20 protein-coding genes and 1 pseudogene are annotated in these 21,652 nt (G+C 74.5%); 12 read left to right on the forward strand and 9 right to left on the reverse strand.

Annotated features, from left to right (window positions below; all coding sequences use genetic code 11):
- Window position 1: 1 nt before the first annotated feature.
- The 5 genes from AC1UE5_RS22595 to AC1UE5_RS22615 all read left to right on the forward strand — a co-directional run bounded on the left by AC1UE5_RS22595 (window position 2) and on the right by AC1UE5_RS22615 (window position 6,041).
- Window positions 2-1,501 (forward strand): bifunctional 3-(3-hydroxy-phenyl)propionate/3-hydroxycinnamic acid hydroxylase, encoded by a 1,500-nt coding sequence (locus AC1UE5_RS22595; RefSeq protein ID WP_482927843.1) that lies wholly within the window; start codon window positions 2-4, stop codon window positions 1,499-1,501.
- Complete coding sequence (locus AC1UE5_RS22600) at window positions 1,498-2,499, forward strand: NmrA family NAD(P)-binding protein (protein ID WP_482927846.1); 1,002 nt, start codon at window positions 1,498-1,500, stop codon at window positions 2,497-2,499. The genes AC1UE5_RS22595 and AC1UE5_RS22600 overlap by 4 nt, the downstream gene beginning before the upstream one ends.
- On the forward strand, window positions 2,400-3,299 hold the full coding sequence (locus AC1UE5_RS22605) for a VOC family protein (RefSeq protein WP_482928247.1): 900 nt from the start codon (window positions 2,400-2,402) through the stop codon (window positions 3,297-3,299). Before AC1UE5_RS22600 ends, AC1UE5_RS22605 begins: the two co-directional genes overlap by 100 nt.
- Window positions 3,296-5,188 carry an acyl-CoA synthetase gene (locus AC1UE5_RS22610; RefSeq protein ID WP_482927848.1) on the forward strand — a complete coding sequence of 631 codons (1,893 nt, stop codon included), beginning with the start codon at window positions 3,296-3,298 and terminating at the stop codon, window positions 5,186-5,188. The genes AC1UE5_RS22605 and AC1UE5_RS22610 overlap by 4 nt, the downstream gene beginning before the upstream one ends.
- A gap of 199 nt (window positions 5,189-5,387) precedes the next feature.
- Window positions 5,388-6,041 (forward strand): Crp/Fnr family transcriptional regulator, encoded by a 654-nt coding sequence (locus tag AC1UE5_RS22615; RefSeq protein ID WP_482927850.1) that lies wholly within the window; start codon window positions 5,388-5,390, stop codon window positions 6,039-6,041.
- 25 nt (window positions 6,042-6,066) lie between these two features.
- On the opposite strand, the gene AC1UE5_RS22620 is transcribed toward AC1UE5_RS22615, so the two are convergent.
- Window positions 6,067-6,813 (reverse strand): PaaX family transcriptional regulator C-terminal domain-containing protein, encoded by a 747-nt coding sequence (locus AC1UE5_RS22620; RefSeq protein ID WP_482927852.1) that lies wholly within the window; start codon window positions 6,811-6,813, stop codon window positions 6,067-6,069.
- 83 nt (window positions 6,814-6,896) lie between these two features.
- Here AC1UE5_RS22620 and AC1UE5_RS22625 point away from each other — a divergent pair, with 83 nt between their 5' ends.
- On the forward strand, window positions 6,897-8,549 hold the full coding sequence (locus tag AC1UE5_RS22625; RefSeq protein WP_482927854.1) for an acyl-CoA dehydrogenase family protein: 1,653 nt from the start codon (window positions 6,897-6,899) through the stop codon (window positions 8,547-8,549).
- A 13-nt stretch (window positions 8,550-8,562) separates the two neighbouring features.
- Here AC1UE5_RS22625 and AC1UE5_RS22630 read toward each other — a convergent pair whose 3' ends face one another.
- The 4 genes and pseudogenes from AC1UE5_RS22630 to AC1UE5_RS22645 all read right to left on the reverse strand — a co-directional run bounded on the left by AC1UE5_RS22630 (window position 8,563) and on the right by AC1UE5_RS22645 (window position 10,374).
- Window positions 8,563-8,967: an arsenate reductase ArsC gene (locus AC1UE5_RS22630; protein ID WP_482927856.1), complete on the reverse strand. Its 405-nt coding sequence runs from the start codon at window positions 8,965-8,967 to the stop codon at window positions 8,563-8,565.
- 24 nt (window positions 8,968-8,991) lie between these two features.
- Window positions 8,992-9,234: pseudogene (locus AC1UE5_RS22635) on the reverse strand (ACR3 family arsenite efflux transporter); the annotation flags it as partial.
- A 49-nt stretch (window positions 9,235-9,283) separates the two neighbouring features.
- A complete protein-coding gene (gene arsM / locus AC1UE5_RS22640) occupies window positions 9,284-10,045 on the reverse strand; it encodes an arsenite methyltransferase (protein WP_482927858.1) in 762 nt (253 codons plus the stop codon).
- Entirely contained in the window at window positions 10,033-10,374 is a 342-nt protein-coding gene (locus AC1UE5_RS22645) for an ArsR/SmtB family transcription factor (RefSeq protein WP_482927860.1), read from the reverse strand. Before AC1UE5_RS22645 ends, arsM begins: the two co-directional genes overlap by 13 nt.
- A 242-nt stretch (window positions 10,375-10,616) precedes the next feature.
- On the opposite strand from AC1UE5_RS22645, the gene AC1UE5_RS22650 reads away from it, so the two are divergent.
- The 3 genes from AC1UE5_RS22650 to AC1UE5_RS22660 all read left to right on the forward strand — a co-directional run bounded on the left by AC1UE5_RS22650 (window position 10,617) and on the right by AC1UE5_RS22660 (window position 13,833).
- Window positions 10,617-11,732, forward strand: coding sequence for a zinc-dependent alcohol dehydrogenase (locus AC1UE5_RS22650; protein WP_482927862.1), 1,116 nt, complete (start codon window positions 10,617-10,619; stop codon window positions 11,730-11,732).
- 68 nt (window positions 11,733-11,800) lie between these two features.
- Window positions 11,801-13,228 carry an MFS transporter gene (locus AC1UE5_RS22655; protein ID WP_482927864.1) on the forward strand — a complete coding sequence of 476 codons (1,428 nt, stop codon included), beginning with the start codon at window positions 11,801-11,803 and terminating at the stop codon, window positions 13,226-13,228.
- A gap of 23 nt (window positions 13,229-13,251) precedes the next feature.
- On the forward strand, window positions 13,252-13,833 hold the full coding sequence (locus AC1UE5_RS22660; protein WP_482927866.1) for a TetR/AcrR family transcriptional regulator: 582 nt from the start codon (window positions 13,252-13,254) through the stop codon (window positions 13,831-13,833).
- Window positions 13,834-13,841: 8 nt separating this feature from the next.
- On the opposite strand, the gene AC1UE5_RS22665 is transcribed toward AC1UE5_RS22660, so the two are convergent.
- From AC1UE5_RS22665 to AC1UE5_RS22680, 4 genes are all read right to left on the reverse strand, one after another.
- Window positions 13,842-14,438, reverse strand: coding sequence for a DUF305 domain-containing protein (locus AC1UE5_RS22665; protein WP_482927868.1), 597 nt, complete (start codon window positions 14,436-14,438; stop codon window positions 13,842-13,844).
- Window positions 14,439-14,514: 76 nt separating this feature from the next.
- Window positions 14,515-14,859, reverse strand: a complete 345-nt coding sequence (locus AC1UE5_RS22670) for a hypothetical protein (protein WP_482927870.1) — start codon at window positions 14,857-14,859, stop codon at window positions 14,515-14,517.
- An 80-nt stretch (window positions 14,860-14,939) separates the two neighbouring features.
- Window positions 14,940-17,159, reverse strand: a complete 2,220-nt coding sequence (locus tag AC1UE5_RS22675) for an esterase-like activity of phytase family protein (protein ID WP_482927872.1) — start codon at window positions 17,157-17,159, stop codon at window positions 14,940-14,942.
- Window positions 17,160-17,249: 90 nt separating this feature from the next.
- Complete coding sequence (locus tag AC1UE5_RS22680; protein ID WP_482927874.1) at window positions 17,250-18,302, reverse strand: LacI family DNA-binding transcriptional regulator; 1,053 nt, start codon at window positions 18,300-18,302, stop codon at window positions 17,250-17,252.
- A 168-nt stretch (window positions 18,303-18,470) separates the two neighbouring features.
- Here AC1UE5_RS22680 and AC1UE5_RS22685 point away from each other — a divergent pair, with 168 nt between their 5' ends.
- From AC1UE5_RS22685 to AC1UE5_RS22695, 3 genes are read left to right on the forward strand one after another with little or no spacing between them, the layout of a single operon-like run.
- A complete protein-coding gene (locus AC1UE5_RS22685) occupies window positions 18,471-19,853 on the forward strand; it encodes an ABC transporter substrate-binding protein (protein ID WP_482927876.1) in 1,383 nt (460 codons plus the stop codon).
- A gap of 4 nt (window positions 19,854-19,857) precedes the next feature.
- Entirely contained in the window at window positions 19,858-20,829 is a 972-nt protein-coding gene (locus AC1UE5_RS22690; RefSeq protein WP_482927878.1) for a carbohydrate ABC transporter permease, read from the forward strand.
- Window positions 20,826-21,650 carry a carbohydrate ABC transporter permease gene (locus AC1UE5_RS22695; RefSeq protein WP_482927880.1) on the forward strand — a complete coding sequence of 275 codons (825 nt, stop codon included), beginning with the start codon at window positions 20,826-20,828 and terminating at the stop codon, window positions 21,648-21,650. Before AC1UE5_RS22690 ends, AC1UE5_RS22695 begins: the two co-directional genes overlap by 4 nt.
- Window positions 21,651-21,652: the final 2 nt, after the last annotated feature.

Consider the following 21,652-nt stretch of genomic DNA (forward strand, 5'->3'; position numbering starts at 1 on the left):
CGTGCCCGCGGTCGACGTGCTCATCTGCGGTCTCGGGCCGGTCGGGCAGCTGCTCGCGCTGCTGCTCGGCGACCGCGGCGTGCGGGTGCTCGCGCTCGACCGGGAGGACGAGCCGTACGCGCTGCCGCGCGCCGCGGTGATCGACGACGAGGTGCTGCGCATCATGCAGTCCGTCCGGATCGACGGGCGGGTCCTCGCCGACGCGCAGGTGCAGCCGCGCGCGAGCATCGTGACCGCCGGCGGGCGCGCGGTCGACGTCCTGGAGGCGAACGTCGGACGGCTCGGGCACCCGCCGCTCGTGTCGATCCACCAGCCGGCGATGGAGCGCACGATGCTCGCGGCGCTCGCGGAGCGGCCCACGGTCGAGGTGCGGCGTGGCGTCACGCTCGAGGCCCTCGACCGCCGGGCCGACCGGGTCGACGCGTACGTCCGGCCGACGCGCGGGGGCGGCTCGACGCGGGTGAGCGCGCGCTGGCTGGTCGGCTGCGACGGCGCGGCCAGCACGGTCCGGACGCGGCTCGCGATCCCGTTCGACGGCCGGACGGCGCCGCAGCGCTGGATCGTCGTCGACGCGCTCGTCGACCGGCCGCTGCGCCGGGTCCCCCATCCCCACTTCATCGGCGATCGGGCGCGGCCCGCGGTCACCCTCCCGATGTCGCCCGGGCGCCACCGGTGGGAGTGGATGCTGCATCCCGGCGAGGACCCGGCGCCCTTCCTCGCGCCCGCGGCGGTGCGCGCCGCCGTCGAGGCGTGGCTCGACGGCGAGTCCGCCGAGATCGAGCGCGCCGTCGTCTACACGTTCCACACCCGGACGGCCGCACGGTGGCGGCAGGGGCGCACGTTGCTCGCGGGCGACGCCGCGCACCTGACGCCCCCGTTCGCCGGCCAGGGCTTCTCGTCCGGCGCGCGCGACGTCGCCAACCTCGCCTGGAAGCTCGTGGACGTCCTCGACGGCGCGCCAGCGGCGCTGCTCGACACCTACGAGCGCGAGCGGCGACCGCACGTCGCCGCGATGCAGCGTCTCGCCAACACGATGGGCGGCCTCGTGCAGGCGACCGATCCGCGCCTCGTCCGCCTCCGGGACGGATGGCTGAACGCGATCGACGGGACCGGTGTCCAGCGGTGGCTCGCCACCCACCTCAAGCCGCTGCCCACGTACGCCGCCGGGGCGTTCGCCGAGCGCCCCGCGCGCGTGCCGGCACGACGGACCGTCGGCTCGCTCTTCCCGCAGACCGGCAGGTTCGACGACCGGCTCCCGGCCGGGTGGGTCGCCGTCGCCTGCGACGAGCGCTCACGCACGCTGCTGGAGGCCGAGGGCCTGCCGGTCGTCGACGCGGGACCGGACGGCGCGTGGCTGTCCGAGCGCGGGCTGACGTGGGCGCTGCTGCGTCCGGACCGCTTCGTGTTCGCGTGCGGGACGCCGGCCGACGTGCCGGCCGGCCTCGAGGCCCGGCGACGGATCGGCGCGCCGGCGAGGGCGACGATGGCGGTGGCTGCGTGATCGCCGTGCTCGGCGCCACGGGCCGCGTCGGCGCGCACGTCGCGGCGGCGCTGGCGGAGCACGGTGCGCCGGCGCGCGCGCTCGTGCGGCGCCCGGACGCCGGCCTGCCCCTGCCGGCAGTCCACGCGGACCTGCGCGATCCGGCGTCGCTGCGCCGCGCGCTCGACGGGGTCGAGCGGCTCTTCCTGCTCACCCCGCACGGGCCGGATCAGGACCTGCTCGAAGCGGCCGCCGTCGACGCGGCCGCGGCGGCCGGCGTCGAGCGGATCGTCAAGGTGTCCGGCGGCGCGCCGAGCCTCGGCCCGTCGGGCCCGACGTCGACCGCGGTGGCGCACTGGCGCAGCGAGCAGCGGATCGAGGCAGCGGGGCTGGGGTTCACGTTCCTGCGCCCCTCCTTCTCCCTGCAGAACCTGCTCACCACGGCCGCCCCGGTCGTCGCGTCGACCGGGCTGCTCGTGGCGCCGTTCGGCCGCGCGCCGATCGCGATGGTCGACGCCCGTGACGTCGCCGCCTGCGCCGTGGCGGCGCTGCTCGATCCGGCGCCGCTCGACCAGGCCTGGCACCTCACCGGGCCGCGGCCGGTCGGCTTCGCGCAGATCGCCGCCCACCTCGGCGTCCGGTACGTCCCGGTCCCGCCCGCGATGGCCGGCCGCGCCCTCGCGCGCGCGGGCGCGCCTGCGTGGGAAGCCGACCACGCCACGCGCGTGGCGGCGTACTTCGCGGCCGGGGCCGACGGCGCGGCGACCGATCACGTCGCGCGCCTCGCCGGCGCGCCCGCTCGATCGGTCGAGGCGTTCCTGGACGAGCACCGCACCGCCTTCCTCCCGCGCTCGGCCCTGGCCCGGGCGCTGTCCCGCACCGCACCCAGGAGCTCCTCATGGTCACCCGCATCGGACACATCGCGCTCAACGTCGCCGATCTCGACGCCGCCGTCGACTTCCAGCAGCAGGTCATCGGCATGGTCGAGACGGACCGCGTCGCCGGAGCGAGCTACCTGACCTGCAACGAGCGGCACCACGAGCTGATCCTGGTCGAGGACCGCCAGCGTCGCGGGTACGACCACCTCGCCCTCCAGGTCGCCGACGCGTCGGCGCTCGACGGCGCCGCGCGGCGGCTCGTCGCCGCCGGCGGCACGATGCTCAGCGGGATCTACGACGGTGAGCCGGGCATCGACCGGGCGCTCAAGGTCCAGTCGCCGGCGGGCCACGTCTTCAAGCTCTTCTGCGGCATGCAGGAGGTCGACGCGCCGCCGGCCGGGGACCGCCCGGTGAAGTTCGAGCACCTCTCGTGCAAGGTCCGCAACCACAGCGACGAAGAGCGCTTCCTCACCCAGGGGCTCGGGTTCCGGTTCTCGGACCGCATGGGCAGGATGGCGTCGTGGTGGCACTGCGACGACGACCACCACGGCATCGCGCTCACCCGCGCGCCGCGAGCGGAGCTGTCCCACTACGCGTACCAGTGGCCGGACTTCGCCTCGCTGGGCCGCGTCGCGGACCGCCTGCGCGCCGCGCGCGGGCGCAAGTGCATCTGGGGCCCGAGCCGGCACGGTCCCGGCAACAACCACTTCCTCTACTTCCACGACGAGGACGGGGCGATGATCGAGTGCTGCTCCGAGCTCGCCGGGATGGAGCGCGACGGCTACGTCCCCAAGGACTGGGGGTCGGGCCTGGGCGCGATCAACCAGTGGGGCGGCAACCCGCCGCTGCGGTTCCTGCTCGCGGGCTTCCCGATCGCCGACCCGCGTCCCGGCCGTCCCGACTGGGCGATGGCGCCGGCGCGCACGGCGGCGACGGCATGAGCGTGACGGCGTCGCTGCTGTGGCCGGCGGCCGACGGGCCCGAGGCCCTGGCCGAGATCGAGCGCGTCCCGATCGCCGACCGCGGACTGCCTGCGTCCACGTACGCCGTGCTGGCGCGAGCGGCCGAGCTGTGGCCCGACCGCCCGGCGACGTCGTTCCTCCCGGACGCCGAGCGCTGGGAGCAGCCGTCGCGCCGCACCTTCGCCGAGGCGCTGCGCGACGTCCACCGCGTCGCGGCGATCCTCCACGACGCGGGCGTCCGACGCCGCGACGCGGTCGCGCTCCTGTCGGTCAACTGCGAGGAGCTGTGGACGGCCGTCCTCGCGGCCGAGGCGGTCGGGATCGCGGCGCCGATCAATCCCGGGCTCGCCGCCGGCCACACCGCCGAGCTGATCCGGACCGCCGGCGCGCGCGTCCTCGTCGCGTCGGGGCCGGAGCTGGATCTCGAAGCGTGGGAGCGGGCGCGGGCGCTCGCGACGGAGACCGGGGTCGAGGCGCTCTTCGCGCTGCGGCCCACCGCACCCGGCGCGGCGCCGGAGCTCGCGTCCGCTCCCACGCTCGCGCCGCTGGCGGGCGTCCGGGTGGCGTACCTGGCGGAGCTCGCAGGCGAGCACGAAGGCGCGGCGCTCCCGGCCGCGCCGCCCGTCGGCGGGGACATCGCGAGCTACCTCCACACCGGCGGCACCACCGGCACGCCGAAGCTCGCCGCGCGCTCGCACGCGGCCGAGGTCGCGAATGCCTGGATGATCGCGACCGGCAGCCCGCTCGCCGACGACTCCACGGTCTTCGCCGCGCTGCCGCTCTTCCACACCAACGCGCTGCTCGTCACGTCGCTCGCGCCGCTGCTGCGGGGCCAGCACGTCGTGTGGGCCGGGCCGCTCGGCTATCGCGACGTGCCGCTGTACGGCGTCTTCTGGCGGCTGGTCGAGCGCTACCGGGTCGCGGCGATGTCCGCGGTGCCGACGGTCTACGCGGTGCTCGCCGAGGTCCCCGTCGACGCGGACATCAGCAGCCTGCGGCTGCCGATCGTCGGCGCGGCGCCGCTTCCGCCGGCGGTCGCCGACAGGTTCCACGCCGCGACGGGGGTCGACCTCTGCGAGGGGTACGGGCTCACCGAGGCGACGTGCGCGACCTCCCGCAACTGGCCGGGCGCGGTCCGCCGCGGCACGGTCGGCCAGCGGATGCCCTACCAGGAGGTCCGCGCCGTGCGGGTGGACGAGACCAGCGGCGAGTGGACGTTCCTCCCGCCTGGCGAGCGCGGCATGCTCGTCATCCGCGGGCCGGTCGTCTTCGCCGGCTACGTCCGCCGCGCCGGCACGGAGGTCGGCTACGACACGGGCGGGAAGGTCCGTGACGGCTGGCTCGAGACGGGCGACCTGGGAAGCGTCGACGCCGACGGGTACCTGACGCTCGCCGGGCGCGCGAAGGACCTCATCATCCGCGGGGGCCACAACATCGACCCGCTGGTGATCGAGGAGGCGCTGCTCGCGCACCCGGCGGTGACCGGTGCGGGCGCCGTCGGCCGTCCGGACCTCCACGCCGGCGAGGTGCCCGTGGCGTACGTGACGCTGGCGCCGGGCGCGGCGGCGCGTGAGGACGAGCTCATCGCGTGGGCGGCCGAGCGCGTGAGCGAGCGCGCCGCGGTCCCGAAGGCGGTGACGGCGGTCGACGCGATCCCCGTGACCGCCGTGGGCAAGCCGTACAAGCCCGAGCTGCGGCGCCGCGCCGTCGAGAGCGCTGTCCGCGCTGCCCTGGCCGAGCACGACCCGGGCGTCCGGGTGGAGCTGGTCGACGGGACGCCCGTCGTGACCGTCACGGACGTCGCGCGCGACACGGCCGCGGCGGCGCTGTCGGGGCTCGCGCTCACCTGGCGGGTGCAGGACGCCTGACAGGGCTGCCGACGTGCCCAGTGCCGCGATCGTCCGCGTCTGGCAGCCCCGTTCGCGGGTAGAGTCGGACGCACGACACCGCCGATCCGCGTGAGGAGGCAACGTGACTCTGGGCTCCGAGATGACAGGCCACGCGACCGAGACGCGCGTTCGCGCAGGGATCGCGCTGCTGGATGTCGTACCGGAGCTCCGGGCGGCGGTGCCGGCGGATCAGGTGGAGCTGGCCGAGCGGGTGCTGTCCGTGCCCCTCGCCCGCGCGGCCGACGAGGACCTGGCGGAGCTGCTCATCGCGCAGGGCACGGAGGCGTTCGACTTCGTCGTCGTCGACGGGCTGGTGCTGAAGGAGACGACGTTCCACCAGCGGTCGGCGCTGGAGCTCCTGTCCTCGGGCGACGTGCTGGTGCCGCCGCTCACGGCCAGCCGGCAGCTCGAGACGCCGGCCATCAGCCGGTACCTCGCGCACGGCGACGTGACGCTGGCGGTGCTCGACGAGCGCTTCCGGCAGGCGGCGCGCAAGTGGCCGGGCCTGTCGGACGTCTTGCACGACCGGCTCGGGCAGCAGGTCCATCGCGCCTCGCGGCACCTGGCGATGCTGCACATCGCGCGCGTCGACGATCGGATCGTCGCGCTCTTCCACGACCTCGCTTCGCGGTACGGCATGATGACGGCCGAAGGGGCGGTGATCGACGTGCCGCTGACGCACGACGTGATCGGCCGGCTGGTCGGCAGCCGCCGCCCGACCGTGACGCTCGCGCTCACCGAGCTCGCGTCCGCCGGCACGCTGACGCGCGACGACGACGGACGCTGGCTGCTCTCCCGCAGCGCGCTCGCCGCGGGCGACATCGCCGCCTGACGGCCACGGGCGACCGCGCCGGCGCTCAGCGCTCCGGGGCGGGCGCGAGGCGGGTGGTGAGCCGCGCGAGCTCGGCCCGGTAGGCGGCGTACGCCGCGCGAAGCACGTCGCCGGGCCAGTCGGCGGGCAGGAGCGCCGGCGGGAGGACCGGGTCGGCCTGCAGGTGCCGGACGCTCGCGGCGGCGGCCGCCAGGCGCGTGGCCGGTGGCAGGTCGGGATCGGCGAGGAGCGTGAGGAGCCGGCGCGCCTCCGCCGCCCATGCGCCCGTGTCCCACAGCGTGCCGGCGAGCGCGGCAGGATCGTCGGGGCGCGCGGTGAAGGTCGTCGTGCCGGGCGGGGCGTCGAGCGAGCGCAGCAGGTTGGCCGGGCGGACCCACGCGCCCTCGCGGACCTCTGCCAGCCGCAGGCGCTCGAGGTCGTCGCGCAGCCGCGCGCGGACCTCGGCCGGGCGTGGCCCGCTGGTGACCAGCACCATCTCCCACGTGCCGTCCCACGCGTCGCTGGTGCGCGGGTGCAGGCCCTCCTCCTGGCGCTCCTGGCGCGCGATGAGGCGGGCGCTGAGCCGGTACGCGTCCGGCGTCCGCTCGAGGTCGCCGGCGCTGAGCATGCGGCTCACCGCCACCCGCAGGGTCGGTGCCGTGATGCCGAACGGCGCGGTCACGCGGACGAGCTGGGCGGCGGAGAGCTCGGGCTCGTCGGCGCCGAGGAGCAGGCTCAGCACGACCGAGCGCGCGGACAGCGGACGGAGGTCTGCGGAGCGGCCTGCGGGCATCGGAGCATTGTGGTGCGGGCGGGTGACGGCACGAGACGTTACATCTTGCGTGCGCGTGCAGGAGACATGTAACATATCCAGGCATGAGCACCGTCGAGCTGGTCTCCGGGACGCACGCCGTCGAGAACCAGGCGCCGCCGCTGGCGCCCTACGACGCGTCGGACGACGCCGCGCTGCTGGAGGGCCTGCGCCGCGAGGGCGCAACGTGGGCGGAGCCCGACCTCCGTGCACTGGGCGCCCGCGCCGGCAGCGCGGAGACGCAGGAGTGGGCGGAGCTGGCGAACCGGTACGAGCCGGTGCTCCGCACGCACGACCGCTACGGCCACCGCATCGACGAGGTCGAGTTCCACCCCAGCTGGCACGCGCTGATGGAGGTCGCGGTCGGTGCGGGCCTCGGCGGGAGCGTGTGGGCGGACGAGCGCGCCGGCGCGCACGTGGCCCGCACCGCCGGCGGCCTGGTGTGGGGGCACACCGAGGCCGGCGTCGCGTGCCCGATGGCGATGACGTACGGCGTCGTGCCGGCGCTGCGCCACGCGCCCGAGCTGGCCGCGCAGTACGAGCCCCTGCTCGTCAGCCGCACGTACGATCCGGGCCTCCGCGCGCCGCTCACCAAGCGCGGCCTGCTCGCGGGGATGGGCATGACCGAGAAGCAGGGCGGCTCGGACGTGCGGACGAACACGACGACCGCGACGCCGACCGACGACGCCGGCGTCTACGTCCTGCGCGGGCACAAGTGGTTCACGTCGGCGCCGATGTGCGACCTGTTCCTCGTCCTCGCCCAGGCGCCCGGCGGCCTCTCGTGCTTCCTGGTCCCGCGGGTCCTGCCCGACGGCACGCGCAACCCGTTCCGGATCCAGCGGCTCAAGGAGAAGCTGGGCAACCGCTCCAACGCGTCCTCCGAGCCGGAGTTCGACGGCACGCTCGCATGGCTGGTCGGCGACGAGGGCCGCGGCGTCAAGACGATCATCGAGATGGTCAACAGCACGCGGCTGGACTGCGTGATGGGCGCGGCGACGCTGATGCGCAAGACGCTCGTCGAGGCGGGCCATCACGTCGCGCACCGGGCGGCGTTCGGCAAGGCGCTGATCGACCAGCCGCTGATGCGCAACGTGCTCGCCGACCTCGCGGTCGAGTCCGAGGCGTCGACGGCGCTGACGCTCCGCCTGGCCGGCGCGGCGGACCGCGCGGTGCGCGGCGACGCGCACGAGCACGCGTTCCGCCGCATCGCCAACGCGGCCGGCAAGTACTGGGTCACCAAGCGCGCCGCGCCGTTCGTGGCCGAGGCGCTCGAGTGCCTGGGCGGCAACGGCTACGTCGAGGAGTCCGGGATGCCGCGCCATTACCGGGAGGCGCCGCTGCTGTCGATCTGGGAGGGCTCGGGCAACGTGAACGCGCTCGACGTGCTGCGCGCGCTCGTCCGCGAGCCCGGCTCGCGCGACGCGTTCTTCGCCGAGCTCGACGCGGCGCGCGGCGGGGACCGGCGGCTCGACGCCGCGATCGACCGCCTGCGTGCCGCGTTCGACGCCGCCGGGCACGAGCGGCTCGCCCGCCGCCTGACCGAGGCGATGGCCACGACGCTGCAGGGCGCGCTGCTCGTCCAGCACGCCCCGCACGCGGTCGCGGACGCGTTCTGCGCGACGCGCCTGGCCGGCGACTGGGGTCACGCGTTCGGCACGCTGCCGGACGGGGTCGACGAGGCCGCCATCCTCGACCGCGCGCTGCCCGGGGTGCGCTGAGCGAGGGGTCGGGTCAGGCGGGCGCGTCGAGCTCGTCGGCGAGCTGCGCGACGCGGGCGGCGATGTCGTCGCGGACGGCGCGCACCTCGTCGAGCGGGCGGTCCTTGGGGTCGGTGAGGTCCCAGTCGACGTAGCGCTTGCCCGGGATGCAGGGGCAGGCGTCGCCGCAGCCCATCGTCACGACGACGTCGGCCTGCTCGGCCAGCGCGACGGTCAGGCGCTGCGGGCGGCGGCCAGACAGGTCGATCCCCAGCTCGCGCATCGCCTCGACCACCTGCGGGTGGACGTGGCCGGCGGGGTCCGCCTCGCTGCCGGCGGAGAACGCGGTGTGGCGCTCGCCGGCCGCGCGGGCGAAGAGCGCGGCGCTCATCTGGGAGCGGCCGGCGTTGGCCTTGCAGACGAACAGGACGGTCGCCACGGATCAGGCCTCCGCCGCGGCCGGCGGCCCGACCACGCCGGCGAGCGCCTGCCCGGACGTGGCGCCGAACACACCGGCGGCGACCGCGAACGCCAGCTCGAAGTCGTTCGAGGCGACGGTGATCGCGTCGCCCTGCAGCGCGAAGAGCGCGACGATCGTGAAGAGCAGCCCGCAGAGCGCCAGCGGCTGGATGCGCGGGACGATCTGCGGCGCCGCGCGCTGGATCAGCCAGCCGGCGACGAGCGGGACGCCGAGGAGGATCAGCACCATCGGGGTAGGTCGAGCGTCGACAGGCGGGAGACGACGGCGGCCTCGGTCAGGCGGGCTTGCGGGCGCGCACGATCGCCGAGCCGGCCTGGTCGTGGACGCGGTGCGTCTCGGTGATCTCGACGTCGGTCAGCCCGACCGCGGCGAGGCCGTCCCGGAACTCCTCGGCGGTGAGCGCGCCGGCGACGCAGCCGGTCCATTGCGCCATGTCGGCGCGGGTCGCGTCGTCCATGCCCGGGTCGGCGACGACGTCCGTGATCGCCAACCGCCCGCCGGGCTTGAGCACCCGCGCGACCTCGGCGAACACGAGGCGCTTGTCGCCGGCGAGGTTGACGACGCAGTTGGAGATCACGACGTCGACCGACGCGTCCGGCAGCGGGATCTCCTCGATGTAGCCCTTGAGGAACTCGACGTTGCCCGCTCCGGCCTCGGCCGCGTTCTGCCGCGCGAGGGCGAGCATCTCGTCGGTCATGTCCAGGCCGTACGCCTTGCCGGTCGGGCCGACGCGGGCGGCGGAGATCAGCACGTCGGCGCCCGCGCCGGAACCCAGGTCGAGGACGGTCTCGCCCTCGTGCAGGTCGGCGACGGCCGTCGGCACGCCGCAGCCGAGCGAGGCGGCGACGGCCGTCGCCGTCGCGCCCTCGGTCTCGGCGCCCGCGTAGAGCGTGTCGCCGAAGACCTGCTCGCCGGCCTTGTCGGTCAGCTCGACCGGCCCGCAGCAGCCGGGCCCGGTCGCGGCGGCGCGCGCGGCCGCGGCGTACCGCTGGCGGACCGACTCGCGGATGTCGGGGGAGGGCGTCATGTCAGCCATGCGGTCAGCTCCTGGAGCGCGTCGGCGGGGACGGAGTAGTAGGCCCACTTGTGGCGCCGCTCGACCTGCACCAGGCCGGCGTCGGCCAGCTTCCTGATGTGGTGCGACAGCGTCGACTGCGGGACGTCGAACAGCGGGATCAGCTCGCACTGGCACACGGGCTCGCCGTGACGGCGCAGCACGTCGAGCACGTTCACCCGCAGCGGGTCGGCGAGCGCGCGGGCCAGCTGCGCGAGCCGCGCGGCGTCGAGCGCCGGGTCGAGCTCGGTCGACGGCGCGCAGCACGAGTCGGCGGACGGGCCGGGGAGGGTGGGCAGTGCGGTGGTCATATCGAAGAAGGTTGGTCTGACGGTGTGCGCGGGACCATACCGGGTTCCCGCGCTCAGATCAACGTTCGTCGTTCTGACCCCGTCGGCCGGTCGGCTCCGGCCGTGCCGCCGCGACGACGATCGCGCCGCGCGCTCGTACCGGAGGGGATCTGCCAGAGTGCGGGCGACCACTTCGAGGCGGGGGAGTTGCCGTTGTCCGAGATGCACCTCAACGCGCCCGCCACGGGCGGCGGCGGGCTGACGTGCGCGAGCTGACGTACCGCCGCGCGGGGCGGCTGCGCTGGGCCGAGCGGCCGGCGCCCCAGATCGCCGACCCGACCGACGCGCTCGTGCGCCCGTTCGTCGCCGGGCGCTGCGACGGCGACACGGTGCCGCTGCACGACCGGGTCTCGCGCGCGATGCAGCTCGGCATCGCGGTCGGCGCGATCGACCCGGTGGTCGGCTGCATCTGCGGGCGCGTCCCGTTCCGCGGCCCGTTCGGGATCGGGCACGAGTGCGTCGCGCAGGTGGTCTCGGTGGGCGCTGAGGTGCGCGACCTCCACATCGGGCAGACCGTCGTCGTCCCGTGGGCCGTCTCGTGCGGGGCGTGCGACCCCTGCCGCCGCGGGCTGACGTCCAAGTGCGCGCGGACGGTCGGCCCGGGCGGGGAGCTCGCGGCGTACGGCTTCGGCGCGGCGGCCGGCTCCTGGGGCGGGATGGTCACCGACCTCCTGCGCGTGCCCCACGCGGACCACATGCTCGTCCCGGTCCCCGACGGCGTCCCGCCCGAGCGGGTCGCCTCGGCGGGCGACAACCTCGCCGACGCGTGGCGGGCCGTGGTCGAGCCGCTGCGGACGCGGCCTGGCGGGCGCGTGCTGATCCTCGGCGGCGGGGCGAAGAGCATCGGGCTGTACGCCGCGGGGCTGGCCGTCGCGCACGGCGCGAGCGTCGTCGAGTACCGCGACGACGACCCGGCGCGGCGCGCGATCGCCGAGTCGCTGGGCGCGCAGACCGGGCCCCGTGACGGCCCGCTCCGGCGGTACGACGTGGCGGTGGAGGCGACGTCCCGCGCCGCCGGGCTGCGCGCGGCGATCCGCGCGCTCGCGCCGGGCGGCGTCTGCACCGCCGTCGGCTACTACCTCGCCACCGGCACGCGCGTGCCGCTCATGCGCATGTACGCCACCGACGCCACCCTCCGCCTCGGCGTCTCGCACGCCCGCGCGCTCCTCCCGGACGTCCTGGCCTTCGTCGCGGCGACCGGCTTCCCCGCCGAGCGCGTCACGACCCTCGCCGCCGGCTGGGACGACGCGCCGACCGCGTACCTCGCCAAGACGACGAAGGTCGTCCTCGCCCGCGACCCGCTGCCAGCGACCGCTTGACTTGACACCACTGTAAAGGCGCTCTACCGTCCCTTTACGCATCTGTAAAGGCAACGGTTGGAGCCGCCATGCATGGACCACCTGGCCACCACGGCCACACCCCAGAAGACCCCGCGCAGCGCCAGCCCTGGACGACGCTGATCCTGCTGTGCGTGGCGCAGTTCATGGTCATCCTCGACGTGACCGTGGTGAACGTCGCGCTGCCGTCGATCGGCGCGGACCTCGGCTTCGCGGCCGGCGACCTGCAGTGGGTCGTGACGATCTACGTGCTGCTCACCGGCGGGCTGCTGCTCCTCGGCGGTCGCGTCGCCGACCTCGTCGAGCGGCGTGCGGTCTTCCTCACCGGGCTGACGATCTTCACGGGCGCCTCCCTGGCGAGCGGGCTCGCGAGCTCGCCGGAGATGCTCATCGTCTCGCGCGCCGTGCAGGGGCTCGGCGCCGCGCTGCTGACGCCCGCGGCCCTGTCGATCATCACCACGACCTACGCGGGCAGCCAGCGCACGACCGCGCTGAGCGCCTGGGGCGCGATCGGCAGCGCCGGTGCCGCGGCGGGCGTCCTGTTCGGCGGGATGCTGACCACGTGGCTGAGCTGGGAGTGGGTCTTCCTGATCAACGTGCCGATCGGCGCGGCGGCGGGCCTGCTGGCCCTCGTCCTGCTGCCGACGTCGCGGTCGACGACGCCCCGCGGCCCGCTCGACGTGCTCGGTGGCCTGACCGTCGTCGGCGGGCTCGTGCTGCTCGTCTACGCGCTGGAGGGGACGACCGAGCACGGCTGGGGCTCGGCGCGCACGCTCGTCCTGCTCGGCGTCGCCGCCGCGGTGCTCGCCGCGTTCGCGGCGCTGGAGCGCAAGAGCGTGCAGCCGCTCGTCCCGCCCGCGACGTGGCGCTCGCGCTCGCTGGTCTCCGCCGCGGTCCTGGTCCTCGGCGCCACCGGCATCCTCGTCGGGACGTTCTTCCTGAACACGTTCTACCTGCAGGAGCGGCTCGACGCGTCGGCGCTGGAGACCGGCCTGGCGTTCCTGCCGCTGGCGCTGCTGATCGGCGTCGCCGCGCACGCGGTGTCGCACCTCCTGCCCCGGCTCGGGGCGCGGGCCGTCGTGGTCCTCGGGATGATGCTCGTGGCGGCGGGGAGCCTGCTGCTGTCGGGCGCCCCCGCCGACGGCAGCTACGTCGCCGACGTGCTGCCGGGGTTCGTGCTGCTCGCGCTCGGCGTCGGGCTGGTGTTCCCCACCGTCTCGATCGTCGGGATGGGGGACGTCGAGCCCGAGCGGGCGGGCCTGGCCTCCGGGCTGCTGACCACCAGCCACGAGATCGGCGCGGCGCTGGGTGTGGCCGTGCTGTCCGCGGTGGCGGCGTCGGCCGGCGGGAGCATCGCCGCCGGCTACCAGGACGGGTTCGTCGTCGCGGCGGGGATCGCGCTCGGGCTGGCGCTCGTCTCGCTGGTCTCCGTGCCGAGCGTCAGGCCGGCGCACGTCGCGAGCGCGGGCATGCACTGAGCGCGCGGTACGGTGGCCGCGCGATGAGCGAGCAGGCGATCGACCACCGGCGGGCGACCGCCGACCGCAACCGGGCGGCGATCCTCGACGCCGCGGTGGCCCTGCTCGAGCGTCGCGCGGCCGTGAGCATCGCCGCGGTCGCGACCGAGGCCGGCGTGTCGCGGCCGACCGTCTACGCCCACTTCCCGACGCTCGAGGCGCTGCTCGAGGCGGTCGTCGAGCGCGCGGTCGCGCAGTCGGAGGCCGTGCTGGCGGCGGCCGCGATCGACGAGGGCACGCCGCTCGAGGCGCTCGACCGCCTGATCGCGGTCGGCTGGGGCGTGCTCGATCGCCACGCCGCCGTCGCGCAGGCCGCGGCCGACCAGCTCTCGCCCGACGCGCTGCGGCGCAGCCACGAGGCGGTCAACCGGCTCATCGCGCAGCTCATCGACCGCGGCCGCGAGGACGGCACGTTCCGCACCGACCTGCCCGCCGGCTGGCTCGTCACGACGATGCACGTCCTCTTCCACGCCGCCGGCGACGACGTCCGCGGCGGCCGGCTCGCCGAGGGCGAGGCCCTCGGCGTGCTCACCACGACGCTGCGCGACGTGCTCACCGGCCGCTGAGCGCGGGCCTAGTGCCCGTCGTGCTCGCCGGGCTCCATGGCGTCTCCGCCCGCGTCGGCGAGGAACTGCCGCATCTCGTCGATCTCGCGCTTCTGCGCGTCGACGATGTCCTGCGCGAGCTCCTCGAGCTCGGGGTCCTCGCCCTTGTCGAGCTCGACCTCGGCCATCATCACCGCGCCCTCGTGGTGCGGGATCATCATCTCGACGAACGCGGTGTCGAACGGGTCGGCGGTCTTCAGGCCTTCCATGTCGCCGTCCATGCCCATCGTCTCGTGGTCCATGCCGAGCGAGCCGACCTCGACGCCGGCGGTCTCGAGGCCCTCGTCCTCCCGCTCGAGCGTGTCGATCTCGGTCTGCTGGGTCCGGATGATGTCTGCGGCGAGCTGCTTGACGAACGCGCTCTCGCCGCGCTTCTCGGCGATCTGCGCCATGTCGATCGCCGACTCGTGGTGCGGGACCATCGCGCGGACGAACGCGCGGTCGGTGCCGTTGCCCCCGGCGCTGCCGGTGGTGGAGGCGGGCTCGTCGTCGGAGTCGCAGCCGGCGAACGCGAGCGCGAACGCGGCCAGGCCGGCGACGAGGGCGGTGGTGCTCCTGAGCTTCATCGTGTGGTGCTCCTCTTGTGCGTGTTGACGGATCGGGTGGTCGACGCGCGTCACGAGGACGCGCGCGGCCGCCGGCTCAACGTCGATGCACGCAGAGGAACACCGGCCCGGCGCGGGTGCGCAGGTCCGGCAGCGGAGATGCGACGGGCCTCGCCCAGGCAGCGAGCGTGCCCGGCGGGCGCCAGCGCCCGAGCCCGATCGAGCCGAGGACGACCGCGGCGACAGCCGCCCCGACCGCGGTGAACACGCCGAGGCAGAGCTCCATCACGGCGCCCATGTCCATGCCGTGCTCCCCATGGTCGGCGCTGACGACACCGTGGTGGAGGGCGATCGCGAGGCCGAGGACCACCACGACGGCCGCGGGAAGGACCCGCGCGCGGCGCAGGCGCCGGAGCGTGCGGTGAACGTGCGACGGACTCACCGCCGGCCAGCGTAGCTCAGGCGTACGTCCTTCCGCCGGCGACCGCGACGTGGCGGCCGCCGGCGGAGGCGCGCCGGACCTCAGCCGAGGCCCGGCACGTCGACGACGATCGCCTCGACGTCGTCCGGCCGCCCCGGCACGCGGCCGTCGGAGTCCGGGTAGTTGTTGTCGTTCGCGACGAGGACGCGGTCACCGCCCAGCGGCAGCACGGTCTCGACGGACTGCAGCGGGAACGAGAACGGGTCGCCGAGGCCGAAGGCGCCCGTGCCGGAGACGCCGAACGGGTCGCGGATGCGCAGCAGGTCCAGCACGACGCGCTTGGGCAGCGTGCCGTCGGCGGCGGGCGTCGCCCGGACGTCGATCGTCGCCAGCACCTTGACCTTCGCGTCCGGCCCCTCGAGGTCGTCGCGCTCGATGAGCAGGATCCGCCCGTCCTCGAGCACCTGCGCGTCGCCGATCTGGTGGCCGGCCGCGGCCGTGTGGAAGGCCCACGAGCGGCCCGTGTAGCGGCCGCGCACGGTGTCGAGCTCGTACACGCGGCGCAGGGTCTTGTCCGCGTCGGTGGTCAGCGCGGCCTCCAGGATCGGGTACAGCGTGCGCCCGTCCTTCGACGCCGCGACCGCTTCGAAGCCGCGCGAGCTGGGGAGGGTCGGCTGCTCGCCCGGCTCCAGCTCGTGGCTCTGCGGCGCCTTGACGCCCGGGAGCGGCACCGGCGCGTCGAGCACCTTGCCCGTGGCGTCGGTGTGGAGCAGGTACGGCCCGAACTCCTCGCCGAACCACAGGTCACCGCGGGCGTCGCGCTGGACCGCCTCGATGTCGAAGTCACCGCCGGTCAGCAGGCGGTCCTTCGTCGCCTCGTTGACGATCGGGAACGGGATCTTGCGATCCGGGTCGCGAAGCGACACGAACCGGTCGAGCACGAGCTCGCCCCGTCCGCCGAACGCGGCCTTCCACCGCGGGCGCACGTGGTACATGCGCAGCAGGAAGTCGCGCGAGTTGCCCTGGCTGCCGAACCCGTTGTCGGGCATGCCCCAGAACCCGTCGCCGCGCGGGTCGGCCAGCGCGCCCGAGAAGCCCGGGACAGGCTGGCCGGCGAACGGCGGCACCTGCCCGTTCGCCGCGCCGACGCCGACCGTCCCCGACGTCGGGCCTTCCTGCAGCTTCGTCGCGTCGTACGCGGCCCGCGCGACCAGCCGCGGCTCGTCGCGCGGCGTGATCCGCAGCCGGTACAGGCGGGTGACCTGGGTGGCCTGGAAGTTGTCGTCGGAGAGGAGCGTCAGCTCGCGCGTCCCGTCCCAGCCGCGCGCGCCCAGGCTCAGCGCCTCGACGTTGTCGAGCAGCGGGTTGGGCTGCGGCGCCGGGTTCGTGGCGCCCGACGGCGGGCAGGCACCGAGGTCGGCGATGAGGCGCTTGGCGGCGAGCCGCAGCCCGTCGCGCGCGAGCGTCGGCTCGTCGGTCACGTCGTCCGCGCCGGCCAGGTAGGCCTGGTAGACGCGGATCGTGTTGCCGATGCCCGGGGTGAACCCGCGTTCGAGCACGAGCAGCTGGTCGTCGGAGAGCACCTGGACCTCGGTGACGTTCATCGCCGGGTCGGTGACGTAGCCGATCTGGCCGGCAGGCTCCCAGCCCCGGCGACCGGCGCGGAGGTGGAGGAAGCGCACGCGCGCGCCGCCCTCGGCCGTCGTGCCGTCCGCGCTCAGCGCACCCTCCATGCCGGCCCACAGGTCGCGGCCGTCGGCCGAGGCGTCGAGCGCCTCCAGCGTCTGGTTGCGGGTGGCCTCGCCGGCGGGCGCGACGCGGAACCGCGCGGGCACCGGCAGCTCGGCGAGCTGGCGGCCGTCGCGCGAGAAGCGGCGGATCGAGGGCTCGGTCTCGGACGAGACGAGGAACGTCCCGTCGGCGAGCGCGACGATCCCTTCGCCGTCGAGGTCCGCGCCGGTGTACGCGGTCCCGTCGGGGCGGCGGAGCGGGATCATGCCGGTGACCTTCGGGCCCCGGCGGTCGTCGAGCCGCAGCCGGTACGCGCGGGCGGGCGTCGTGCCCTGGTTGTCGGCGAGCGCGAGCGCGCGGTCGCCCCCGAACCGCGCCAGCGCGGACAGCCCGCCGACGTCGGTGCCGGCGAACGTCGTCTTGTCCAGCGCGTCGCTGAAGCCGAGCAGCGACGCGTCCGGGCCGCACGAGGCGGCGGGCGTGGTGGCCGACGCGGCGGCGGGAGCCGCGAGCGTCACGGCCGCCGCGAGCGCGGCGGCCACACGAAGGCGCGACCCCTGCCGCACCTTGGAGCCTTCGAGGTTGGTCACGGGACGGCATGACAGCGGTCGCGGGGCGCGCGCCGGTTGCCATCCGGTGACGCGCTGCTGCCCGGATGGTCGCCGGCCCGGTGCGACGGGCTACCGCGCCGGCGGGCCGACCGAGCCCCGCGCCCGGAGCGGCATCGGGATGCGGTGCACGCGGCCCTTCTCGCCGGGTCCCGTGCGGTCGATCTCCTCGAGCAGCACGTCGATCGCCTTGCGCCCGAGCTCGTAGTGGGGCAGGGCGACGGACGTCAGCTTGGGGCGCAGCCACGACGCGATCACGTCGTCGTCGAACGAGATCACCGAGACGTCGTCCGGGATGCCGAGCCCGGCGGCGCGCAGGGCGTCGTAGGCGCCGAGCGCCAGGCGGTCGTTGAAGCAGACGAGCGCGCCGGGACGCCCCTCCTCGAGGATCGACCGCGTCGCCGCGTACCCGTTCTCGGGCTCCCACCCGTCGCACAGGCGCCCGCCGGCGATCGGGACCCCGGCCTCGGCGAGGGTCTCGCGGATGGCGGTGAGCCGCTCGCGCGCCGCGAACCCTCCGACGGGGATCCGCCGGAGCGTGGGGCCGGCGCCGATGAGGTGGATGCCCTGCCGGTGGCCGGCGTCCAGCAGCGCCTGCGCCGCGGTTCTGCCCGCCTGCAGCTCGTCGGGGATGACGGCCGGGATGGCGCAGGCCTGCCGCGGCACGGCGTTGAGGAGGACCGCCGGCGCCTTGGCGAGCGTCTGCGGCACGGTCACCGCCCGGGTGTACATCGACGCCAGCACGATCCCGTCGACCTGCCGGTCGTGCATGGCGTCGATGAGCGAGCGCTCGAGCGCCGCGTCGTCCTCGGTCTCGCCGATGAACAGGTGGAACCCGCGCTCCCGCGCGGCCTCGAGCGAGCCCTTGATGAGGTCGCCCGCGAAGCGCGACGTGGCGACGGTCTCCGACACGAACCCGACCGTGCGGGTCGTGCCGGTGCGCAGGCTCACCGACACGATGTTCGTCCGGTACTCGAGCTCGTTGGCGCTCTCGACGACGCGCTGCTCGGCCTCCCGCGAGATGCGCATCTCCTCGCCCCGGCCGGACAGGACGAACGACGCGGTCGTCGGCGACACGCCCGCGCGCCGAGCGACGTCGGCCAGGGTGACCCGGCGCGGCGTCACCGCGCGCGCTCCGCGCCGGCTCGGTGCCGGCAGGCGGCGGTCGACGTCTTGACACGGGCCCACATGGCCGTAACAGTACACACCTGCTAATTCGCTTTAGCACTCGGTTCGCGACGCTCCGCAGGACGCGGCGCTCGCGGGACACGCACGACGGAGGAGAGACAGATGATGGGTCACGCAGGCGCCCTGCGGCGCTGGACCGCCGTTGCGGCGGTCGCCCTGGGAGGCGCCGCCGCCCTGGTGGGCTGCGGCGGGCCGGGGAGCGACGACGAGGGTGGCGACGCGGCCGGCAGCACGGCCGGCGGCACCACCGCGGCGACCGCGACCGCCAAGCCGACGTGCGGCTCCGAGCCGGTCACCCTCAACGGCTACTTCGAGACCGGCTTCCCGCTGCCCAAGGCGCTGACGGCCGAGTTCAGCAAGCAGTTCCCCAACGTGAAGTTCAAGATCCGCGAGGACCAGTTCGCGGTGATCACGCAGAACGCGCCCCGCGTGCTGGCGGACGACCCGCCGGATCTCATGCGCCTGCCCCAGGTCTCCGAGCTCGTCAAGGACGGCCTGCTCGAGAACCTCGACGGCTACGCCAAGGCGTTCGGGTGGGACAAGTGGCCGGCCTCGCAGCTGGCGCAGCTGCGCATGGACCCCGAGGGCGCGCGCGGCGACGGCTCGCTCTACGCCATGGGCCTCAACTTCAGCATGACCGGGATCTTCTACAACAAGAAGCTCGCCGAGAAGGTCGGGATGACCGAGCCGCCGGCGACCCTCGCCGACCTCGACGCGCTGCTGGCCAAGGCCAAGCAGGCGGGCGTCACGCCGATCGTCCAGTTCAACGGCGGCGCGACGGGCGGGCTCGCGTTCCCGCTCCAGAACCTGATGGCGTCGTACGGCCCCGCGACGCCGATCAACGAGTGGATCTTCCAGAAGGCCGGCGCGACGATCGACACGCCGACGAACCTGCAGGCCACCGAGCACCTGCAGAAGTGGATCGAGGCGGGCTACTTCCAGAAGGACGTCAACGCGATCGACTACGCGAAGATGATGAGCCGCTTCCTCGACGGCGACGGCCTCATGATGTTCAACGGCGACTGGGAGGCCGGCAACCTCGACAAGCGGATGAAGGGCGACGTCGGGTTCTTCCTGATGCCGCCCGCGGAGGCCGGCGGCAAGGTCGCGGCGATGTCCGCGCCGCTGACCGTCGGCATCGGCAAGAACGCGAAGAACGCGGACTGCGCGGCGTTCTTCCTGGACTGGGTCGCGACGAACGACAAGGCGCGCGAGATCGCCGTCGAGGTCGGCGGCTCGCACCCGATGGGCCCGACCGACGCGTTCATGCCGCCCGTCGACGAGGGCTCGGTCACGGCGAGCACGCTCGCCGCCGGCGCCGAGATCGGCGAGGACAACGGGGCGATGGACTTCATCGCCAACGCCACCGGCGCCATCTACGCCAAGAGCTGGACGCCGCAGCTCCAGAAGCTCGTCGCCGGCCAGCAGGAGCCGCAGGCGCTGCTCAAGTCGGTCCAGTCGGACTACGAGAGCCAGCTCGGGGGCTGATGCCGTGAACCGTCCCTCCCTCGACGCCGTCGTCGAGGCCGAGGAGCGGCAGCCCGACACGCCGGCCCGGCCGGCCGCGCGCACCCCCGTCCGCCGGGACGGGGTGCGCCGGTCGGCCTGGGCGGGCTGGCTGTTCGTCGCTCCCGCGCTTCTGGTCTACGGGGTCTTCGTGCTCTGGCCGCTCGTGCTCACGGTCGACTACTCGCTGTTCCGCTGGAACGGCACCGGCCCGTCGACGTACGTCGGGCTCGACAACTACGAGCAGGTCTTCACGGATCCCGAGCTCTTCGAGACGATCACCAACGCCTTCAAGCTGATCGTCTTCTTCAGCTTCATCCCCACCGCGCTGGGGCTCCTGATCGCGTCGCTCATCCGGCGCATCGCGCAGAGCCGGCTCGCGTCCGTCGCGCGCGTGGTCCTCTTCCTGCCGCAGGTCATCCCGCTGGTCGCGGCGGGCATCGCGTGGAGCTGGATGCTGTCGTCCACCGGCCTGATCAACCAGGTGCTGTCCGCCGTCGGGCTCGACGGCCTGACGCGGGCGTGGCTGGGCGACTTCACGTTCGCGCTGCCCGCGGTGGGCGTGATCGGCGCGTGGGTCCTGCTCGGCCTGTGCGTGCTGCTGCTGCTGGCGGGCATGAGCAAGATCGACCCCGCGCTCTACGAGGCCGCGCGGATGGACGGCGCCGGCCCGATCCGGGAGTTCTTCTCGATCACCGTCCCGTCGCTGCGCCAGGAGATCGGCGTGTGCGTGACGGTCACGGTGATCGCGGCGCTGGCGAGCTTCGACATCGTCTACATCGCCACCCAGGGCGGCCCGGGCAACGCGACGATGGTCCCGGGGCTCGAGATCTACCAGCTGGCGTTCTTCGAGCGCGAGGTCGGCACCGCCTCGGCGCTGGCCGTCGTACTGATGGTGCTCGTGCTGGTCTGCGTCCTGCCGATCCAGTGGCTCACGCGCGGGGAGGACCGGTCGTGATCGTCGGACGTCGCGAGGAGCTGATCGGCCGGCTCCTGCTCATCGGGCTGATGGTCATCACGGTGCTGCCGTTCGTGAGCCTGTTCACCACCGCGCTGCACGAGCCCGGCACCTACCCCGACGGCATCGCCTGGCCGGCCGACGCCCACTGGGAGAACTTCACCGACGCCTTCCGTGCGGCCCACATGGGGACACTGCTGTGGTCGAGCGTGCTGATCGTGCTCGGCGTCGTGCCGGTCTCGCTGCTCATCGGGACGATGGCCGGGTTCGCGATCGGCCACCTGCGGATGCCCGGCGGCCGCGCGGTCTTCCTGGTGTTCGTGCTCGGCCTGACGCTCCCGTTCGAGGGCATCATCACGCCGCTCTACTACCAGATGCGCGACTTCGGCCTGCTCAACACGCGGTGGGCGATCATCCTGCCGCTGATCGGGCTGTTCATGCCGTTCTCCGTGTTCTGGATGCGGGCGCACTTCGTGAACATGCCCGAGGAGCTGTCGGAGGCCGCGCGGATGGACGGGGCGAGCACGTGGCAGCTCTTCTGGCGCGTCCACGTGCCGCTGGCGATGCCGGCGATCTCGTCGCTCGCGATCCTCCTGTTCCTCTGGACGTGGAACCAGTTCCTGCTGGCGATCGTCCTCGTCGACGACTCGACGAAGCGGACGATGGCGGGCGCGCTCGGCGCGTTCCAGGGCCAGTGGGGGACCGACATCCCGCTGCTGTGCGCGGGGTCGCTGCTGATCCTCACGCCCACGCTGGTCGTGTTCCTGATCTTCCAGCGCCGCTTCGTGTCGGCGCTGCTCCAAGGGTCGCTCAAGGGCTGACG

It is taken from the genome of Parviterribacter multiflagellatus (assembly GCF_056863265.1).